This is a genomic window from Streptomyces sp. GL_141, assembly GCF_057834385.1.
In genome coordinates, this window is the sequence record NZ_CM174402.1 from 768088 (window position 1) to 787568 (window position 19481).

Sequence of the window (19481 nt, forward strand, 5' to 3'; positions counted from 1 at the left end):
CGTCAGGGGATCGGCCCCGGACCGGTGACGTCTGGGCCGTAGCACACATCGGGTGGTTCACGACGGGGCAAACGTCGTGAACCACCCGGTTGCCGCTCAGTGAACGGGGAGGACAGTATGAGCACGCCCACCGGTCCCATCGTAACCACCACGAGCCGGTGCACCGGCTGCGGTGTGGACAACCCGTCGGCGGCCCGCTTCTGCATGGCCTGCGGGGTGGAGATCGGCCTACCCGCCGCCCCCGCCAGCGGCCTGCGCTTCGTCTCCGTCATCTTCTGCGACGTGGTCGGCTCCACCAAACTGGCCACCTCGCTGGAACCCGACCGGTGGGCGGCCGTCCTGGACGGCTATTTCTCCCTGGTCGGCTCGCTGGTGGAGCAGTACGGCGGCAAGGTGGAGAAGTTCATCGGCGACGCGGTCGTCGCCGTGTTCGGCGTCGAGGGGCACGGCGAGTCGGCTGCCGCCGCCGCCGTCTCCGCCGCCACCGCCATCGGGCACCGCACCGGCGAGTACGCGCGGGGCCTGGGCGAACTGCTGCTGGGCGACTTCCCGGTGCGGTCCGCGGTCGCTTCCGGCCATGTCGCGGTCAGCGCCCGGACGTCGAGCTTCGTCATCGGCTCGGTGCTCAACCGGGCCGCCCGGCTCCAGCAGTACGCCCCCGACGACGGGGTGATCGTGGACCTGGCCACCCGGCTCCAACTGCAGGACCACTTCCCGCTGCGGGCGATCGAACCCGTCGCGGCCAAGGGCTTCGCCCGGTCCGTCCCGGCCTGGATCGTCGGTCCGGCCGGCGCCCCGGCCCCCGGAACGGGCACCGTCGGACGGACCGGCCTGGCCGGTGAACTGGCCGCCCGCATCGGCGCGGCCGCCGCCGCCACCGGCCCGACCCTGATCCTGGTCGGGGGCCCCTCCGGGGTGGGCAAGTCCCGGCTGGTCGCCGAGGCGCTCGCCCATTGCACCGGCCTCGCCACAGCCGTCCTGCGCTGCCCGCCCGCCGGGACCGGACTCGGCCTGCTGGCCTGCTGCCTGTTCCTGGAGGAGATCGAGAACGCCGCCCGGCACGGCCACGACAGGGTGGACGTGACGGTGCAGCTGACCGGCGCCTCCACGCGCGCCGAGCAGGCCCTGGCCCAGGACCGCGGCGAGCTGGGCCGGGCGCTCACCGCTGCCTTGGACCGCCTGCGGGGCGATCGGCCCCTGCTTCTGGTGGTCGAGCACAGCGAGTGGACGCCCGGGGCGCTGGCCGACCTGCTCGACGAGCTGACCGCGGCACCGGGGCGGCCCGTCGTGGTGCTGCTGGTCGGGGTCTCGGCCCCCGAGGCGCTGGCCGGCCGGGAGGACCACCGGCTCACCGTGCCGCCCCTCGGACGGCCCGACGCGCGGCGGCTGGCCCACCGGCTGCTCACCGCGCAGCACGACCCGACCGCCGCCGACCGCTCCCGGCCCACCGGCACCGGGGACCCTGGAGACGACCCGGCCCCTGCCGCCCTCCTGTCCACCGGCACCGCGGCCGAGCAGATCGCCTCACGGGCCGGCGGCATCCCCCGGTACATCGAACAGATGGTCGTCCTGAGCCGCTTCGCCCAGCCCGGCGACGACTGGGCGCCACCCAGCGCGCACGCCGCGCTCGGTGCCCGGCTGGACGAGCTGGACACCGACGCACGGGAACTCCTGACGCTGCTCGCCGCCGCCGGCCGGGACCTGTCCCTGGAAGACCTGGGCGCCCTGATGGACCCCGACCGGGTCGCCGCGGCCGCGGCCTGCCTCCTCGAAGCCGGGCTGGTGGAGTCCGCCGACGCCCACAAGGGCCGGCTGGCCCCGGCCTTTCCGGTCGTGGCCGAGGTGGCACTGCGACGGCTGACGCTCTCCGAGTCCGCCGACGTGCACGCCAGGCTCGCCCGCTCCCTGGAACCGGTGGCCGAACGGCGTCCCGCCGTCGCCGGGTTGCTGGCCCGGCACTGGGAGGCGGCGCACGGCGCGTGGCGCGGGGTGGAGCCCGGCTCCGACCGGACGGCCCGGGCCGCCGAGTCCGCCGTGGCCGCCTTCGGCGTCGCCGCCCGCTTCGCCCTCTCCCGTGGGCGACCCGAACTGGTGCTGACGCTCACCGGACGGGCCCGCGCGCTGGCGGAGGCGGACCGGGCGCGGGGCCACGACCTGGACGTCCTGGAGGCGTACGCCCTCGGCACTCAGGGAATGCCGCAGGCCGCCCTCGAACGCGTCGAGCGCGTGCTGTCGGACCCCGGCCGGGCCGCCCCGGCCGCCCGGATCCGCGCCCGCCTCAACTCGCTGTACTCCCGCACCTACCTGACCGGCGACGTGCCCCCCGTACCGGACGATCCGCACTACCTCGCCGCGGTCGCCTCCCCGGAGCCCGAGGCCCGGGTCGGGGCGCACCTGTACGCCGGGCTCCAGTCCCTGCGGGCGGGCGATCACCCCGCCGCCGAGCGGGCGCTGCGCTCCGCGCTGCGGTCGGCCGACGGCGCCGGGACCTGCCTGGGTCTGACCGAGGTCTACGCCAACCTGGCGATGGCCCTGGTCAACGGCGACACCCCGGTCCCCGCCGCACTCGCCGACTGCGAGCGGCTGCATCAGGAGGTCGCCGGTTCCCGGCTGCTGAGCTCGGCCACCGGCGTCGCGCTGGCGCTGGTGCGCCACATGTCCGGCGACCGGGCGGCGGCCGACTCCGCGATGGACGAGGCCGAGGAGGTGCTGCGCGATCTGGGCCAGGGCACCGGGGCCGCGACCATCGCGGGCTGGCGCGCCGTCCTGGCGGCCCGGTCCGGAGACTGGGGTACCGCGGCCGACTGGTGGACCGCCCAGGGTGATCGCTGCGCCGCCCTCGGCATGGTCCGCCAGGCGTCGCTGTCCTGTCTGCAGGCCGAGCTGGCCCGGGAGGCGTCCGGCGAAGGACGGTCCGGCGGCGCGCGGGGCGGGCCCGTGCTCGACGAGGTGGCCGTGCCGGCCCCCGAGGCCTGGGCGGAGTACACCGTCGCCCTGCAGGCCCGCGCCGTACGGGCGTTGCGGGCCGGCGATCCGGAGCCGGCCGCGACGCACCTGGACGCCGTGGTCCGCCATCTGGGCCAGGTGCGCGGCAGCGGCGCGGTGATCACACCGCTGCTCTTCAGCGCCGTCCTCGCCGGCCGTACCGGACTCCCGGTGGCCGGGCGGGCGTTGACCGCGCTCCAGCGGGCCATCGAGGCCAAACAGGACCTGGGCGTGCGCGCCCCGCAGCCCTAGCGGTACGCACCGCCCCACCGCACGCCCCGTCCCCCGCGAGGGAACTTCCGAGAAAGCAGCCGCCCGTGCGCGTCCTCCTGCTCTACGCCAACCCCCACCAGGTGCTGCCGGTCGGCCCGTACGGACTGGAGATCCTGCGGGCCGCGGTCACCGAGAGCGGGCTGCCGGTCGAGGTGTCCGTGTGCAACCCGTTCCTCGAATCGCTCGACCACACCGGCCTGTTGACCGAGGTGCTCGACCGGACCCGGCCCGACCTCGTCGCCCTGTCGATCCGCAACATCGACAACGCCGTGGTCGCCTGCGACACGGAGGCCGGCGCGGACGGGCGGTGGATCGACGTGGTGGACTACCTGGCGCCCATCGCCGAGCTGACCGCGACGCTGCGCGCCTGGGACCCCGGACTCGCGGTGGTGGCGGGCGGCGCGGCGTTCACCTCCTGCCCGGTGGAGGTGATGGACCGGCTCGGACTGGACTTCGGACTCGCCGGTCCCGGTGAGACCGCGTTCACCGCCCTGCTGGCGCGCGTGGTCGCAGACGGCGGCGCACGGGGCGTGCGGCAGGTGGTCGCCGAGACGCTGTCCACGCTCCCCGGCGGCCTGGTGCGCAGCGCCGGCGGAGCCCTGGGTCCCGGCCTTCGGCCACAGCCCGACGTGGTGTCCCGGCCCACCACCGCGCTGCCGCATATCGCTCCGGAGTACGTGCTGTTCGCCAAGGCCCGGGGCATCCCCACCGCGCTGCGCAGCCACGCGGGCTGCCCGCTGCGCTGCTCGTACTGCGTCGATCCGCTGAACGTCGGCCGGGTGGACGCGCGCCCCGCCCGGGCCGTCGCCGCCGAGGCGGAACACTACGTCGAGCAGTACGGGCTGACCCATTTCCATCTGGCCGCCCCCGAGGTCAACCTGCCCTACGAAGGGGCGCTGACCGAGGTGTGCGAGGCACTGGCCGGCAGCCGCCACGGCGAAGTGATCAGCTGGCACGGCTACTTCAACGTCAGGCCGTTCTCCGAGCGGCTGATGGACTCCTTGATCCGGTCCCGCTGCGTGCGTCCGAGCTTCTCGGTGGACGCCTTCGACGACCGGATGCTGCGCGGGCACCACAAGAACTACCGGATGTCCGACGTCGAGGACACCTTCGGCCTGTTGCTGCGGCGCCGTCCCGAGTGGATGGACGTTCAGATCGGGGTGCTGTTCGGCCAGCCCGGCGAGACGGCCGCCACCCTGGAGAACGCGATCCGCCACATCCGCCGGCTGGCCGACCGGGGCGTGTCGGTGGGCTACTCCTGCGGGCTCCGGGTCTACCCGCACACCCCGCTGGCCCGCACCCCCCTCGACCCCCGGCACCTGTACCGGGCGGACGGGCCGCTCTCCCCGACCGGCGGCGCCGCACCCCGCACCGTCTCCGCGGCCGACCTGCTGACACCGCTGGTGTACTGCGAGCCGATGCCGCCCCGGGAGCTGGCGGCCCACCTCGCCGACCGGCTGTCCGGCTACCCCGGAGTGACCTTCATCGACGAGGGGCCGGTGAAGGAGGCCCGGCAGCCGGACTGGCTGCGCCCCCTCAACGTGGCGACCGTGCACCTCGCGCACAGGCGTTCCGGGCCCGCGGCCGAGATGCTGCGGCTGGTGCTGGGCTCGGACGACACGCGGGCGGCGGACATGGCGCGGCGACTGCTCCGGGAGGCTGCCGCCCGGCCCCCCGTCCCGGTGGGCACCGGGGGCCTCCAGACCGCCCTCGCCTGACCGCGTCCGCCCCGCCCGCGCACCCCTCCCCTCCCCCTCCCCCTGCCGTACCGCCTGCCCCATCTCCGGAGGACACCCATGGAACTGACCTGGAGCACGGATGACTTCGCCGTCTTCGACGACTTCCTCGCCCCAGAGGCCGCGGCCACGCTGTGGGAGCAACTGCGCACCGAGGACTACCACTTCGTACACGGGCGCCGGGACGGGTCGTGGAACAAGGTCTACGGGCTGCTGGACGGCAGTCCCCTCAGCGGGCCCGGCACGCTGAACGACCCGGAAGGCCACTTCGCGGGACGCTTCGCCGACCACGCTCCGCACCCGTCCGGCGGGGCGACCGACGCCGTGGTGAAGCAACTGGCCGAGGAGGCAAGCCACATCGAGCCGTGGACCGGGCGGTTCGGAACGGACTGGCACGCCTTCACCTGCCGCCCCTTCCTCTACCCGCAGGGCTCCGGACTGGCCTGGCACGACGACTCCGGCGACCGGGCCGCCTCGTTCGTGTTCTACGCGCACCCCGAGTGGCAGGCGCCCTGGGGCGCCGAGCTGCTCGTCTCCAGCGGAACACCGGGGGCGCGGTCCGCCGACCAGAACGCCCACCTCACTTCGCGGGTCGGACACTACGTCGCCCCGCACCCCAACCGACTGGTCGTCCTGCGGTCGGGCGTACCGCACATGATCAAGAAGGTGGAGCCGCACGCCGGGGACCGGGTCCGGGGCTCCGTGGCGGGCTTCTTCCTGCGCCGCCCCGCCGACCCTCCGCAGTGACCGGGGCCGCCCCGGCACCCGCCCGCCGCCCGGACGGCCGTCCCGCACGCGTGCGGCCGGCCCTCAGAGCCGGTCGTCGCGGGGTTCCGCCGCGGGCGGGGCCTCCCCCGCGCCGCGGGCACGCCGGCGGGCCGCCTCACGGACGGCGATCACGTCGATGAGGTCGCTGACGGTGCCGAGCGCCTCGGAGGAGAGCCCCACCGCACGCAGTGCCACGCTGCGCACCCCGGCGTCCCGCAGGGCGCCGAGGAGTTCGATCTCCGCGGCGATCTTCGCACCGTGCTCGTCGTCGAAGAAGTAGGCGACCGGGACCTCGAAGTGGTCGGCCAGGGCCTCCAGATGACGCTTGGTCGGGTTGTTCCTGCGCCCGGTGCGCAACTGCCAGAGATACGTGGTCGAGAAGGACACCCCGGTTGCCTCCCGGCACGCGGTGGCGACCTCCTCGTTGCTGAACGACAGGCCGTCGGGCCTGCGGGCGAGCCGGAAGAGTCCGTCGATCTTCCGACTCAGTGACGTCGGCGTGGGTTCCGTTTCGGCCACCGCCTGCTCCCTCCGGCCGCCGCCCTCCAGTACGCCTACCCGCACGAGCGAAGCCAAGTCCGTTGCTTTTCAGTGTAGTTGACACCCTCGAAGTCGACAGCCATGCTGAAGTGGTATACGGATATGAAAACCGCGACATGGTTGTTCATCTCAGATGAAATGCCTGGCTGTCCCCACCCGCCTGGGTCCACCTCCCGGAGCCGTCCTTGACGATCCCCGCGCCCTCGTCTGTGAAGAACACCCGCCCGTCCGCCGCACGCCCACCCACCGCGTTCCCCGCCGACATGGTCGGACGGGACGCCGAGATCGCCGCACTGTCGGCGCTGCTGACGGATCCGTCGACCCCCGGAGTGCTGCTGACCGGTGTCCCGGGCGCGGGCAAGACGCGGCTCGCGGCCGAGGCGGCGGCCGCGTACCGCGCGGCGACCGGCGCCACCACCGTGCGCGTCGACACCGCGGCCGAGCCCTCCGCGGACAGCACGGACAGCGCGCTCGGCCTTCTCGCCGACCTCACCGCGGGTCTGGCCGAGGGAGGGGCCCGGCCGCTCCTGCTCGTCGACGACCTCGACCGCTCGGACCACCACCGGCTGCTGCGGGCCTGCGCGGTCGCGTCCGTCGTGGTTCTCGGCACGGCCCGCCAGCCCCCCGCGGGCCACGGCCTCGTCCCCTTCCCGGTGGACCCGCTGCCCGTGCCGCTCGACTGCTCGGCGCTGGATCTCGCCGCACTGGCGCGTGTTCCCTCCGTGCAGGTGTACCTCGCCTGCCTGCGCACCATCAACCCCGCGTTCTCCCTCCAGTTACACAACCAGCAGGTCATCGCCCGGACCTGCGTCGAGGTGGGCGGCAACCCCGGCGCGCTCTGCCGCACCGCGCGGGTCGCCGCGCTGGAGAGCCCCGAGGTGGCGTGGGCCTCGCTCGGCGACCGGACCGTCCCGTACCCGGTCCACGCCGAGGACCGCGACCCCTCCGCGGCGCCGGACGGCGATCCGCAAGGCACCCCTCCCCGGACGGCCGGCGGGACCCCGGTCCGGCTGCTGTCCCACTGCCAGGTGTTCAGCGGCGGCTTCGGCCCCGAGGCGCTGCGCCACATCACGGCCGTCGCGCCGGAGGAGTTCTCCTCCGCGCTGGAGACCCTGCTGCGCGGCCATCTGCTCACCGCCTCCACCCTGCCGTCCGGCCGCCTGGACGGCACGGCCCGGTTCCGGCTGCGGCTGCCCCCGGACGGGCCCGCGCGCAGGCTGTCGCCGCCCGAGGACACCGCGGCCCGGCTGGCACACGCCCGCTACTACGCGGCCCTGGCCCGCGCGGCCGCCGGCCGGATCACCTCGGGGCACCAGCGCTCGGGCCTGATCGCCTTCTGGAGCGAGGAACGCAACCTCCGTACGGCACTGGAGACGCTGCTCCGGCACGGGCGGACCGGCGAGGCCCTCGACCTCGTCGACGGCATCCGCGTCTACTGGCGGTCAACGGGCGGCTGGAGCAGCTGGGCCGAAGGGCGCCCCCTCCCCGACCCGTCGTGGACCGCGACCGGCCGGCGCGACCGGATCCGCGTCGACCTGCTGCTCGGCGAGGCGGGCATCCTGGCGGGCCAGCCCGAAGCCACCACGGACCTGCTGGACCGGATCACGCCGGATGCCGCACAAGCCGCAGGGCTGTCCGCGCGGGTGACGCGACTGCGGGCCCTGTGCGTCCTGGCCACCGACCCCCGCCGCGGCGCCGCCCTGCTCCTCGAGGCGGCCGACCGGCACCGGTCCGACGGCGACCGCCACGAGGCCCGCTACGTGTCGCTGGAGGCCGCACTCGCGGGATTCCGCCTCGGCGACACGGCGGCCGCGGCGGCCACCGCACTGGAGGTGCTGGCCGCGGCCCAGCAGGGGCGCGACACGCTCGCCGCCGGTACCGCCCTGCTTCACCTGGCCGTCTTCGCGGCCGCGGAGGGACGCGCGCAGGCCACGGCGCACTACTGCGAGCGGGCCCTGTCGGCCCTGCGCGCGCTGGGGCCGCCGGCCGTCCTGGGCGCCATCGCCACCACGCTGGGCAGTCCCGCCCTGCCCGACGTCGTCGAACGCGCCATCGGCACCGCCCGCGGCCTGGGTGCCTTCCACACCTGGCGCGCCGCGTTCCCGGAGGAGGCGGGCACGCCCGACTTCGCCATGGCCCGGCTGGAGGAGCCGGTGCGGGAGCTGCTGGGCGAGGCCGCCCTCTCCCGCGCCCTGGTCGAGGGTTCCCAAGCGTCGCTCCCGGACCTTCTGGCCTCCCTCGTCCCGGCCCCCGCCCCTCCCGCCGCCGCGCCCGCGGGCCACTTATCCCCGGACACCCGCACCCGGATCGGCCCTCTGACGCCGCGCCAGACCGAGGTGTCGCGCCTGGTGGCGGCCGGTCTGAGCAACCGGCAGATCGCCCACCGGCTGGCGATCTCGGAGTGGACCGTGGTCAACCACATCCGGGACACGATGAAGAAGCTGGGCTGTTGTTCCCGAGTGGAGATAGCGAGCTGGATGCACCACTCCGGCCCGCGCCCGTCACCGGAACCGCCCCTGTTCCTCCGCGCGGCCTTTCCTCCGTCCACCACCGCCCTGTCGGGACCGACGCTCATCCCGTCCTAGGAGCGGCCCACCCGGTGGCGCATGTGCTCCACCAGCCCGGCCACGGTGAACGCCTCGGACACCTGGACCAGCCACGCCGCCTCCTCCTCCACCACCGAACAACCGCCCGGGTAGGCGAGCCCGACGTCCCGGTCCCCGGAGGCGCCGGGGCCGATCCTGGCGCACTCCAGTGCGGCGGCGATGACCGCGGCCTCGGCCATCGCCGCGCGGCCCGCTGGGGGCACGGGGAACCGGGCCAGCGCCGCGTCCGCCAGTGCCCGGGCGTCGGGGGGAACGAAGGAGCGGAGTTCCAGGTAGCCGTCCCGGATTTCGATCACCCGTCGATAGAGGGCGAATTCGGACCGGTACAGGGAGAACAGACGCACCGACGGCCACCCCACGTCCAGGGCCGTCCCGGGGGAAACGGCCCGTAGCGCCGACCAGAGCGGCTCCAGGGCACGGTAGGTCCGGTAGGCCCGTAGCCACCGCCCGACCGCGGTGATGCCGGAGACCCAGCCCCCGGCGGTCCCGCCCAGCACGCCCAGCGCCAGACAGCACAGACCGAGCATCCGGCCCACCGGGTCCAGCCCGGCGCTCTGCCGGTTGTCCACGGCCATGGTGACGATCGACGTCACGCCCCACAGGGCCCAGACGAGGCCCACCGTGACACTGGCCGTGATCAGCCGCAGGCCTGTGCGCAGCGCGCCCGGACCCAGCCCCCGGGCGAACCGGTGCACCGGGACCAGGAACACGGCCAGGCACCACAGGCTGTAGCCGGTGAAGACCGCGTCGCTGGAGGCGAGGAGCACCGCTCCGGCCCCCTCCACGACGAGCGAGCCGTGCCGGGTGCGTACGCCGGAGGAGAGGAACAGCACCGCGCACAGCACGATGGCCGCGAGGGTGACGCCGATGTGCAGCCGTCCGGTCGGCAGCCGGGGCCGGGGCAGGCCGATTTCGATGACGGTCAGCGGGAGGAAGGCGAGGCCGGCCATCTCCATCTCGCGCCCCAGGAGGTGGATCAGCTGCGGGGACCACGGCCACAGCGATTCCAGGTACATCGTCGGAGCGGCCAGCAGGGCCATCGCCGCGGCCCTGCAGAATCCGAAGCGGCACAGGTGGCGCACCGCGAAGGGCGAGTCGCTTCCGCCCCGCAGCAGCCGGAGTTCGTAGCAGCCCAGCCACAGCGCGGCGACGGCCGGGAGGTACGCGAGCAGGTCAGACACGTGGCCGCTCGGGGCGCCGGGAGGGCGCCCCGACGAGGGTCCCGGCCCGCCCGTGGTCCCGTCCCGGCACGGAACCTTCCCTCAGCACGCGGTGCAGGATGAGCGAGGCGAGCAGTTCCGCCTCCTGCTCGGCGGGCTCGGCGTACACGGTGCGGCCGAGGACCCGGCGCACCAGGTCGGGGGAGAGTCCGGGCAGCAGCGCGCGTACGCCCGGTGTCTCGGGGGTGGGCAACCGATCGTGCCCGCAGAGCAGATGGGCCGCCTCGTGCACGAGGATGTGCTGGCGGTGCAGTGCGCTGGTCCCCGGGGTGCACAGGATGTAGTCGGCGTGGTCGGTCGTCACCAGCAGACCGCACGGGATCGCCGCGTCCACCGCGACCGTCAGGACCTCGATCGGGCGGCCGCGCCGTTCGGCCAGGAGGGCCAGGAAGGTCTCGGCGTCGAAGGGGTCCGGCAGTTCCAGCCCCTCCGAGAGGGCGCGAACCCTCCGCCACAGGCGTCTGCGCAACCGATCGGTGAGCATCAGGGACCCCTCCCACCAGAACGGCGCGACCGCTCCGCATCCGCTGTCGTCGAGCGATCCGACGTCCCTCCCCCGGGCCGCTCAGACGTTCTGAAGGATCAGCTCGAAGCATATTTTTTGATCGTGTGCGCGTCCAGTCGTACGCCGACGGGGCCCGTTCGTACTTTGACGGGCCCGTTCGTACTTCGAGGCGGTGTGCAACCGTGCCCGTCAGGCGTCGGCGAGGAGGGGGTCGTACGGCGTACCCGTGCGACGGCCGGACATGAAGGACAGGAAGCCGCCGACGAAGGCGCTCTTGCCGTACGCGCCGTCAGCGGTGGTGAGGTCTCGATGGAAGGCGGTGCGGAAGAGGGTTCGGTACTCGTCCGCGTCGATGCTCCCGTTGCCGTCCTTGTCGGTGGCGTCGAAGAGGACCTCGGCGACGCGGATGAGCGCGGGTCCCGCGAGGGAGGGGACGGCGGTGGCGTACTCCTCGGCGCTGACGCGGCCGTCGCCGTCCGTGTCGAGGGCGGCCTGGAGTTCGCGCCACCAGGCGGCGAAGGCATCGTAGAGCCGGGTCTCCTCGGGTTCGTCCAGGTCGAGGCGGGTGGAGAGCTCGCGTGCCATGGCGGCGAGGTCGGGCCAGTCGAGGTGACCGTCGCCCGTCTGGTCCAGCACCTGGCGGAAGAACTCCTCCGCCGAGCGTCGGTTCCCGTCCGTCCCCCTCGACGGTGCCGGTTCGAAGTCGGCGTCGCCGGTGAGCGGTGCGAGGAGGCGGAGCAGGGCCGATGCCCGCTTCATGCGGGCGCGCAGGGCGGCCACGGTGCGGGTGCGGGGGTCGTCGCTGTCGGGCGAGAGCGAGAGGGCTTCGATGATGCTCTCGGCATTGATCCAGCCCGCGGGCAGGAATCGGGTGAGCCCTGCGGCGAGGTAGGCGCCCTGCATGAGGGTCTCGGCGCCCGGCATCTCCGGCAGAGCGGCCCGGCGCCGATAGGCCTCGGGGAGCGAGGCGACGGTGATCGCGCCCAGGAGCGGACCGACCACGGCGCGGCCGGCCGCCCACAGCGTCGGTGCGCCGTCGAGCAGCGCGGGAGCGGGAAGGTGGTCGAAGAGCCGGTAGAGGATGACGCGGGCCGCCTCGGTGTTCTCCAGCTCGTTCTCGACGACGCGGTCGAAGTACCGCCAGAAGTCGTTCACGTCCTCGGGGAGTTCCGCGGCGTCGCCGTCGAGCGCGGCGAGGTACGCACGGTACTCGGCGTACATCCGCTCCATCGTGTCCTGGTCGAGCGGCTGGCCGCTCAGCCGGCACATGGTGACGGCGCTCTCGAAGAGGGTGGCGACCACCCAGGCGCGGGTCGCGCGGTCCATCGCGTCGTAGGCACGGCCACGGGAGTCGGATCCGCTCATGCGGGAGTGCAGCCGGTTGAGCCGGGCGGCCTCGCGTTCGCGTTCCGCCGGGTCGGCGGCGAACATGCGCCGCATGCTGAGGAAGGTGTTGCGCAGTCGGCGCCAGGGGTGGGTGACGAAGGTGGAGTTGTCCGCGAGGGCGGCACCGATCTGCGGGTGAGCGGCCTCCAGGACGGTGGCGCGGATGATGGCCAAGGCCCAGCGCGGGTCGTCGAAGAAGGCGCAGAAATGCGAATCCGGCCCGAACAGGGTTGCCTTGTCGGCCGTTCCCGTGGTTTCGGTGGTCATGATGGGTCTCCGTTCGTCCGGGCCGGCACGCCGCCGAAGCGGCGGTCGCGGTGCCGGTAGGTGTGCAGGCAGGCCAGGAAGCCGGGGGCCCGGAAGTCCGGCCACAGCACTTCGGGGAAGACCCACTCGGCGTAGGCGACCTGCCAGAGCATGAAGTTGGAGATGCGCTGCTCACCGGAGGTGCGGATGACCAGATCCACATCGGGGGTGTCGGGGAAGGGCAAGTGGTCCGCGAAGAGCCGCTCGGTCACCTCCTCGGCGGGCGTCCCGCTGAGGATCAGCGACCTCGCGGCCTCGACGATGTCCCGGCGTCCCCCGTGGTCGAAGGCGACGGTCAGCGTCATCCCCCGGTTCTCGGCGGTCAGTACCGCCACGTCCTCGAAGTCCCGGGCCAGTGCAGGGGGGATCCTCGGGTCGCTGACCCCGAGGAAACGGCAGCGGATACCGCGCGCGAGCAACAGCGGCGCGTGCTTGCGCACGACCCGCCGCACCAGACGCATCAGGAACTCGACCTCGCTGCCGGGGCGGTTCCAGTTCTCGGTGGAGAACGCGTACAGGCTGAGCCACTCCACACCGGCGGCCCGGGCCGCCTCGATGACGTCGATGACCGCGGCCTCCGCCGCCCGGTGACCCGCCGTACGGGGAAGCGAACGCCGCTGCGCCCAGCGCCCGTTGCCGTCCATCACGCAGGCCACATGCCGCGGCCCCGGACGCAAAGCCCGTTCCTCCCGCCGCTGTCCACCGGATCCGCCACTGCTCTGCGGCCCGCACGGCGGATCCTGCGTCACCGCCCGTGCGCCCGGGACTCCGCGGTCCGTCACCCCCGGCCCTGCCCTGTCCGGAGCGGCACGACCAGCCACACCATGCTCTTTCACGCCCAGTCCGCCTCGCCCAAGCCCCACCAGCGCATTCCCTCCCCGGAGTCTGACAGCGCGAAAGGGCCATGATCGGCCGAACGAGCCGCCATCACCTTCGACCCATACGTTCGATTCCGCCCAAGGGGTGTCGACGGCCCGAACGGCTGCGCGACGATGCCGCGGCTGCCGCGAGGCGGGTGCACGGGGCGGAGGGCCTCTTGCGCGACCTCCGCCAAACCGTTTTGGTGACTCCCGTCACCCAGGGGGCGAACGGGAAGGCAGGCACAGATGACGGACACCACTGAGACGGGCACCGTGGGGAGCGAAACCCACGCTCCGCGCAAGGCGAGTTGGCGATCGATCGGCCCCGGAATCGTCGTGGCGGCGACCGGTGTCGGGGCCGGCGACCTCGTTGCCACGCTCCTCGCGGGCAGCAAGTTCGGCTACACACTGCTGTGGGCCGCCGTCATCGGCTGCCTCGTCAAGATCTCGCTCGCCGAGGCGGCCGGTCGCTGGCACCTCGCCACCGGCCGTACCCTCTTCGACGGCTGGCACAGCCTCGGCTCCTGGACCACCGTCTACTTCGCGGGGTACGTCGTCGTCTGGGGCTTCGTCTACGGCGCCGCCGCGATGTCCTCCAGTGCGCTCCCGCTGGCCGCGCTCTTCCCGGGCACCATGGACCTGAAGCTCTGGGCCGTGCTGTGCGGTCTGGCCGGGCTGGTCTTCGTCTGGTTCAACCGGTACGCCGTCTTCGAGAAGGTCATGACCGTCCTGGTCGGCGTCATGTTCCTGGTCACCGTGTACCTCGCGATCCGCGTCACGCCCCGGCTCGACGCGGCCTTCGCCGGCCTCGCGCCCGTACTGCCGGACGGTTCCCTGGTCTACACGCTCGGACTGATCGGCGGCGTGGGCGGCACGATCACCCTCGCCGCGTACGGCTACTGGGTGAACGCGAAGGGCTGGACGAACCCGAGTTGGATGAAGGTGATGCGGCTCGACAACCGCGTCGCCTACGTCACCACCGGGATCTTCGTGGTGGCCATGCTCATCGTCGGGGCCGAGCTGCTGCACTCGTCCGGCGTGGCCCTGGCCAAGGGGGACAAGGGGCTGCTCGATCTGAGCGCCGTCCTGGAGGAGCAGTACGGAAGGGCGACCGCCAAGCTGTTCCTGGTCGGGTTCTTCGCCACGTCCTTCACCTCGCTGATCGGCGTGTGGCACGGAGTGAGCCTGATGTTCGCCGACTTCGCCACGAAGTTCCGGCCTTCCCTCGTCCCGGCCGGGACGAACCCGGCCAAGTCCCTGCCCTTCCGGGTCTATCTGCTCTGGCTCACCTTCCCACCCATCAGCCTGCTCTTCCTGGACCAGCCCTTCGGTCTCATCGTCGTGTACGGAGTGATCGGCGCACTCTTCATGCCCTTCCTCGCCTTGACACTGCTGTGGCTGCTCAACTCCTCACGCACACCGGCCCAGTGGCGCAACGGCCTGCTGAGCAACGCGATGCTGGGGGCCGCCGGCCTGTTGTTCGTGGTGCTGTGCGTCCAGCAGCTGTGGGAGCTGCTCAGGTAGCGCTCAGGCCGTCCTCGAGCGTCCAGCCGACCTCCAACCGCAGCGGCGGAACCGAGCATGGCACCCCCTGCACACCGTCGCCTCTCGGCAGGTTGCACGAACTCTCGCCGCGCCGCTTGCCGCGATTGCGCAGAGACGGGCCCCGAACCGTGCTTCAGGATGTGCGATCAAACAAGGTGTGAGCCGGATGTGACATCCGGTTCACCGTGACGGCATCGGGAGTCGACCGTGCTCTGGAGAAGGCTGCTCGTACCTCTGACCTCGCTCGTGCTCGTGCTGACGGCTTCCGGCGGCGCGGGTGCGGCAGCGGCGCCCACCGGTTCCGCTTCCGAAGCGGTCGCGGCCGACTACGGCGCTTCCGGCCCCTACGCCACCGCGGTGGACGTCGGGGTCGTGACCACCCTCTACTACCCGCGCGACATCGCGACCAGCGGCCGCCGCCACCCCGTGATCGTGTGGGGAAACGGCACCTTCGCCTTTCCAGTCGTCTACCGCGACCTGTTGCTGCACTGGGCCAGTCAGGGCTTCATCGTCGCGGCCGCCAACACCCCCCAGTCGAACCTCGGCGTTTCCATGCGCGCCGGCATCGACCTGCTCGCCCGCCGGAACGCCGACCCCGGCAGCGCCTTCCACGACCACGTCGATCTGGAGCACATCGGCGCGTCCGGTCACTCGCAGGGTGGAGCCGCCGCCATCGTCGTCGGCGCGGACCCGCGCATCGACACCATCCTGCCCATCCAGCCCGGGCCGCTCGCCGACATCGACGACGTGCGCGTGCCCGCGCTGCTCCTGGCGGGGCAGAAGGACAGCATCGTCTTCCCCTTCCTGGTCAAGGCCTTCTACGACGCCGCGGACCACATCCCGGCCGTCTACGGGGAACTGCGCGGCGCCGACCACTTCACGGTCGTGGGCGACCCGGGCCCGTTCGCCGCGCCCACCACCGCCTGGTTCAGGGCGCACCTGATGGGAGACCAGGCCGCGCGTGCCCAGTTCTTCGGGACCGGCTGCGGGATCTGTACCGACAGCGGCACCTGGTCCGACGTCCGCCGCAACGGCCTCGTCGCCCAGTGAACCGTCCCCGAGGACTTCTTGCGCCCTGACCGGTGGCCGACCGATCCACACGTATCCGCCCGTCCCCGGCGCTGTCACGGCCGGGGCGGGCGGCCCTCCTCACACGAAACGCGAAAGGACTGCGATGGACCTCATCGTGGCCACCGGGCAGGGCAAGGTCCGGGGCCGTTTCCACAACGGGATCGCCACCTTCCTCGGCATCCCGTACGCCGCTCCGCCCTTCGGCGCCCACCGCTTCCGCGCTCCCGCCCCGGTCGAACCCTGGGAAGGGGTGCGGGACGCGCTGGAGTACGGGCCCACCGCCCCCAAGCGCCCCTACCGTCCGCCCCTCGACCGGCTGATACCCGACCCCTGCATCGCCGGGGACGACTGTCTCAACCTCAACGTCTGGACGCCGTCCGTCGGCGAGGGCCGGCTGCCGGTCATGGTCTGGATCCACGGCGGTTCCCTGCGCAACGGCTCGGCGAGCCTGCCGCTCTACGACGGACGCGCCTTCGCGCGCGACGGGGTGGTCCTCGTCTCCGTCAACTACCGGCTCGGCGTCGAGGGGTTCGGGGTCTTCCCCGACGCCCCCGCCAACCGGGGCCTCCTCGACCAGGTCGCGGCCCTGCTCTGGGTCCGCGACAACATCGCCTCCTTCGGCGGGGATCCGGCGAACGTCACCGTGTGCGGGGAGTCCGCCGGGGCCATCAGCGTCGCGGCCCTCATGACCAGCCCCGCCGCGTCCGGGCTCTTCCGCCGGGCGATCCTGCAGAGCGGCCCCCCGCACACCGTGTCGCGCCGCGAGGGCGCGAAGCCGGTGCGGGCGATGGCGAGGAGACTGCGGATCCCGGCCACCGCCGAGGCGTTCGCGGGCGTGGACCGGAACCTGCTGCTGGACGCGCAGGCCGCGGTGGTCGACCGGTCGGACCCCATCGGCGGCGGTCCCGGGTTCCACATCGTGGCCGACGGCGACCTCGTGCCCGCCGACCCGCCCCTTCCCCGGGCCGACCTCCTGCTGGGCTGCAACCGGGAGGAGTACCGGCTGTGGTTCGTACCCGGCGGCACGGTGGACCGCGTCAGCCGGCTCACCCTGCGGCTCGCCCTGCTCAAGTTCCGTGTCCCGCAGCGGGTGGCGCGGCTGTACGGAGCCACCCGGCCGCACGCCAAACCAGGTGAGCTCCTCGGGGAGATGGCCACCGACCTACTGCTGCGGGGGCCCCTCAACCGCCTGGCCGACTCGCGGCCCGACCGCACCTTCCTCTACGAATTCGCCTGGCGCTCGCCCGTGATGGGGCTCGGCGCGTGCCACGCGCTGGAACTCGGCTTCGTCTTCGACAACCTGCGCGCCGCCGAGGACCTGACCGGGCCGGAGGCCCCCCAGCCACTGGCGGACGCCATGCACCGCGCCTGGGTCTCCTTCGCCGCCACGGGGCACCCGGGCTGGCCGGGCTGGAACGCGGACCGGCCCGTCATGGTCTTCGATCACCCCGACTCCGGCCCGGTCCTCGCGCCCCGGCACGAGGAACTCCGCGCCTGGCTGTGACCGCTGACGGGTGTCATCCGGCGGTGCCACGATGATCCGCGGGCCCGGCCAGGTCCCTGGCGATGAGCGCCGCCTGGATCAGCCGGGCCTGTGCGGGAACCGCGAGGTCGAGGCCGGTCAGCGTGCTCACCCGCTGCAACCGGTAGTCAAGGGTGTTGCGGTGCACGCACAGATCCGACGCCGTCCGGCGGCGGTTGAGCCCGCGCTCCACGAACACGCGCAGCGTTTCGAGCAGGAAGGGATGTTCCTCCAAGGGGTCGAGCTTGGCCGCCAGCCGTACGAGGCCGTCCCCGGGGCGCGCGATCTGGTGCTCCAGCAGCACGTCGTCGAGGCGGTAGCACCCGGGCGGGCGCCCCAGACGCCGTACGAGGTCCAGTACGCGGCCGGCCTCCTGCGCCGCCGCCGGGACGGCGGCCGGGACGGAGCAGCGGGCGGCGGCGACGCGCACGCTCTGCCCCACGTCCGTCTCCAGCCGGGCCACCAGGCCGGGCACGTCGGCGGTGCCCGGCAGCAGGGCGATCCAGGAGACGTGGTCCATCAGCACGGGGATCCCGGTGAAGGCGTCGAGCGAGGACTGCACCAGTCTCGCCGGCGGGTCGGACTCGAACGCGAAGGCGACCACCTCGTGCTCGCCCACCACGGACACCCGCGCCACGTCGGCCAGCTCCTCGTACGGCCGTCCCGCCAGCAGGGCGCCGAGCAGGGCCCGGCGTACCCGCTTGTCCTCGCTGTGGAGGTCCTCCTGGGCGTTCTGGTGGGCGAGGACGACCGCGGGCAGCGCGGCGTGCAGGCAGGCGAGGAGCCTGCCGCCCGCTCCGGCCAGCTCGCCGGGCTCCGCGATCTCGGTCAGCGTCTGCCACCACACCTCGGCGCCGATCAGGTACGCGGTGATCACCGCTTCGAGGGGGACGCGCTCCTCGGCCCGGCGCGCCGACCACTCGATGAGCCGGGTCAGGTCGCCCGGACTCACCGGACCCCCGCCGCCGTCACGCAGTGCCCTGAGCAGCAGCGCGTGCACCGCCGCGATGGACCGCGCGACCTCGCCCTGGAGGGTGGCGCGGGGCAGCGCCCCGTAGAACGGCGCCTCCGCCGCGCAGCGCGCGACCACCACGGCGGTGAGGTCACCGACGCGGGCGGCCATCCGGGCGTGCAGGTCCGACATCGGCGCATCGTCACACCGCCCCGACCGTGGCGTCAATCGCTGCCCCCTCATGCCCGGGGCCTTGCCCGCGCGGCGGCGCCCGCACTCATGCGCGGGCTTCTCGCAGCTCGCGCTTGAGCACCCCGCCGACCTCACCGTCCGGCAGGAGCGCTATGTGCTCCTCCTGCTCGGGGTCGGTGATCGCGGCCTCGACGCCCCACACGGGGTGGCCGACGGTCCCGGGACGGCGGCCGGTGGTGTGCTGGTTGAGGTGGCGGCCGGGGAGGTCTCGGTCAGCCCGTAGCCCTCCAGGACCTCGGTGCCGAAGGCCGCCTCGAAGCGCTCCAGCAGGGCGACCGGGAGCGCCGCGCCGCCGGAGACGCACACCCGGAGCGCCGCGGGGCGGCGGTCGTCGTCCGTGCGGGCCCGGGTGAGGGCGTGGTACATCGTCGGGACGCCCATGAACACGGTGACCCGCTCGCGGATCATGGCGTCCAGGGCGGTGGGGCCGGCGAAGCGGGGCAGCAGGACGAGGGTGGCACCGGCGCGCAGGGTGGCGTTCATCGCGCAGCTCTGCCCGAATACGGTGCGGGCCGCATCGGACGTATCGCCGAACTGACCGGCTGGTCGGCGGAATCCGGCGAGGCCCGGCTGGGCTGGGCGCTCGCGCTGCGGGCACTGGGAGGAGCAGCGCCCTGAGCTCGTACGGGGAGGTGCCTTCGTGCCTGAGTACGAACGACCGGGCAACTGAGTACGAGAACCCGGGCAGTTACGGCACCCGGGCGGTTCAATGGACCCATGGTCGATCCGAACAGCGCGCAACCGCAGGCCTCGTCGGCACGGCGCACGAGGCCGTGCCAGTGGTGCGGTCGCCCCGTGCCGCAGCGCTTCCCGCTGATGCCCAAGCTCCACTGCGACAGGAACCACTGGCTGAACGACGTGCGCGACAATTTCTGGCGCAAGCTGTTCGAGCACAGCTGAGCGCCCTACTCGTACCGCAAAGCGGTCCCGAGCAGATGGCGCGTCGCCCCGGCC

Annotated in this window: 15 protein-coding genes; 8 read left to right on the forward strand and 7 right to left on the reverse strand. The window is 73.3% G+C overall.

What is annotated here, in order from left to right; genetic code table 11:
- Window positions 1-117: 117 nt before the first annotated feature.
- The 3 genes from AC3IX6_RS03335 to AC3IX6_RS03345 all read left to right on the forward strand — a co-directional run bounded on the left by AC3IX6_RS03335 (window position 118) and on the right by AC3IX6_RS03345 (window position 5741).
- Window positions 118-3237, forward strand: a complete 3120-nt coding sequence (locus tag AC3IX6_RS03335) for an AAA family ATPase (protein WP_489368693.1) — start codon at window positions 118-120, stop codon at window positions 3235-3237.
- A 65-nt stretch (window positions 3238-3302) separates the two neighbouring features.
- Window positions 3303-4976: a B12-binding domain-containing radical SAM protein gene (locus AC3IX6_RS03340; RefSeq protein WP_489368694.1), complete on the forward strand. Its 1674-nt coding sequence runs from the start codon at window positions 3303-3305 to the stop codon at window positions 4974-4976.
- 78 nt (window positions 4977-5054) lie between these two features.
- On the forward strand, window positions 5055-5741 hold the full coding sequence (locus AC3IX6_RS03345; protein WP_489368695.1) for a 2OG-Fe(II) oxygenase: 687 nt from the start codon (window positions 5055-5057) through the stop codon (window positions 5739-5741).
- A gap of 63 nt (window positions 5742-5804) precedes the next feature.
- Here the strand turns inward: AC3IX6_RS03345 and AC3IX6_RS03350 are convergent, their stop codons facing one another.
- Window positions 5805-6281, reverse strand: a complete 477-nt coding sequence (locus tag AC3IX6_RS03350; protein WP_489368696.1) for a helix-turn-helix domain-containing protein — start codon at window positions 6279-6281, stop codon at window positions 5805-5807.
- 206 nt (window positions 6282-6487) lie between these two features.
- On the opposite strand from AC3IX6_RS03350, the gene AC3IX6_RS03355 reads away from it, so the two are divergent.
- A complete protein-coding gene (locus AC3IX6_RS03355) occupies window positions 6488-8887 on the forward strand; it encodes a LuxR C-terminal-related transcriptional regulator (RefSeq protein ID WP_489368698.1) in 2400 nt (799 codons plus the stop codon).
- On the opposite strand, the gene AC3IX6_RS03360 is transcribed toward AC3IX6_RS03355, so the two are convergent.
- From AC3IX6_RS03360 to uppS, 4 genes are all read right to left on the reverse strand, one after another.
- Entirely contained in the window at window positions 8884-10089 is a 1206-nt protein-coding gene (locus AC3IX6_RS03360; RefSeq protein WP_489368699.1) for an MAB_1171c family putative transporter, read from the reverse strand. The genes AC3IX6_RS03355 and AC3IX6_RS03360 overlap by 4 nt on opposite strands.
- Window positions 10082-10612, reverse strand: a complete 531-nt coding sequence (locus AC3IX6_RS03365; RefSeq protein ID WP_489368700.1) for a ParH-like protein — start codon at window positions 10610-10612, stop codon at window positions 10082-10084. Before AC3IX6_RS03365 ends, AC3IX6_RS03360 begins: the two co-directional genes overlap by 8 nt.
- 210 nt (window positions 10613-10822) lie before the next feature.
- Complete coding sequence (locus AC3IX6_RS03370) at window positions 10823-12286, reverse strand: oxygenase MpaB family protein (protein ID WP_489368701.1); 1464 nt, start codon at window positions 12284-12286, stop codon at window positions 10823-10825.
- Complete coding sequence (gene uppS, locus AC3IX6_RS03375) at window positions 12283-13002, reverse strand: polyprenyl diphosphate synthase (protein ID WP_489368702.1); 720 nt, start codon at window positions 13000-13002, stop codon at window positions 12283-12285. The genes AC3IX6_RS03370 and uppS overlap by 4 nt, the downstream gene beginning before the upstream one ends.
- Before the next feature lie 429 nt (window positions 13003-13431).
- Between uppS and AC3IX6_RS03380 the strand changes: the two genes are divergently transcribed.
- The 3 genes from AC3IX6_RS03380 (at window position 13432) to AC3IX6_RS03390 (ending at window position 17305) form a co-directional block, all read left to right on the forward strand.
- Complete coding sequence (locus AC3IX6_RS03380; RefSeq protein WP_489368703.1) at window positions 13432-14709, forward strand: Nramp family divalent metal transporter; 1278 nt, start codon at window positions 13432-13434, stop codon at window positions 14707-14709.
- 228 nt (window positions 14710-14937) lie between these two features.
- Window positions 14938-15780, forward strand: a complete 843-nt coding sequence (locus AC3IX6_RS03385; protein ID WP_489368705.1) for an alpha/beta hydrolase family protein — start codon at window positions 14938-14940, stop codon at window positions 15778-15780.
- A 124-nt stretch (window positions 15781-15904) separates the two neighbouring features.
- A complete protein-coding gene (locus tag AC3IX6_RS03390) occupies window positions 15905-17305 on the forward strand; it encodes a carboxylesterase/lipase family protein (protein ID WP_489368706.1) in 1401 nt (466 codons plus the stop codon).
- 13 nt (window positions 17306-17318) lie between these two features.
- On the opposite strand, the gene AC3IX6_RS03395 is transcribed toward AC3IX6_RS03390, so the two are convergent.
- A complete protein-coding gene (locus AC3IX6_RS03395; RefSeq protein ID WP_489368707.1) occupies window positions 17319-18467 on the reverse strand; it encodes a PucR family transcriptional regulator in 1149 nt (382 codons plus the stop codon).
- A gap of 150 nt (window positions 18468-18617) precedes the next feature.
- Window positions 18618-19010 carry an AMP-binding protein gene (locus AC3IX6_RS03400; protein WP_489368708.1) on the reverse strand — a complete coding sequence of 131 codons (393 nt, stop codon included), beginning with the start codon at window positions 19008-19010 and terminating at the stop codon, window positions 18618-18620.
- Between the two features lie 234 nt (window positions 19011-19244).
- On the opposite strand from AC3IX6_RS03400, the gene AC3IX6_RS03405 reads away from it, so the two are divergent.
- Window positions 19245-19427: a hypothetical protein gene (locus tag AC3IX6_RS03405; protein WP_489368710.1), complete on the forward strand. Its 183-nt coding sequence runs from the start codon at window positions 19245-19247 to the stop codon at window positions 19425-19427.
- Window positions 19428-19481: the final 54 nt, after the last annotated feature.

Bases quoted from the DNA above. Each gene is read 5' to 3' on its own strand.
- AC3IX6_RS03335 (WP_489368693.1), top strand. From the start codon at position 118: ATGAGCACGCCCACCGGTCCCATCGTAACCACCACGAGCCGGTGCACC.
- AC3IX6_RS03345 (WP_489368695.1), top strand. From the start codon at position 5,055: ATGGAACTGACCTGGAGCACGGATGACTTCGCCGTCTTCGACGACTTC.
- AC3IX6_RS03365 (WP_489368700.1), bottom strand. From the start codon at position 10,612: ATGCTCACCGATCGGTTGCGCAGACGCCTGTGGCGGAGGGTTCGCGCC.
- AC3IX6_RS03370 (WP_489368701.1), bottom strand. From the start codon at position 12,286: ATGACCACCGAAACCACGGGAACGGCCGACAAGGCAACCCTGTTCGGG.
- AC3IX6_RS03380 (WP_489368703.1), top strand. From the start codon at position 13,432: ATGACGGACACCACTGAGACGGGCACCGTGGGGAGCGAAACCCACGCT.
- AC3IX6_RS03390 (WP_489368706.1), top strand. From the start codon at position 15,905: ATGGACCTCATCGTGGCCACCGGGCAGGGCAAGGTCCGGGGCCGTTTC.
- AC3IX6_RS03395 (WP_489368707.1), bottom strand. From the start codon at position 18,467: ATGTCGGACCTGCACGCCCGGATGGCCGCCCGCGTCGGTGACCTCACC.
- AC3IX6_RS03400 (WP_489368708.1), bottom strand. From the start codon at position 19,010: ATGAACGCCACCCTGCGCGCCGGTGCCACCCTCGTCCTGCTGCCCCGC.
- AC3IX6_RS03405 (WP_489368710.1), top strand. From the start codon at position 19,245: ATGGTCGATCCGAACAGCGCGCAACCGCAGGCCTCGTCGGCACGGCGC.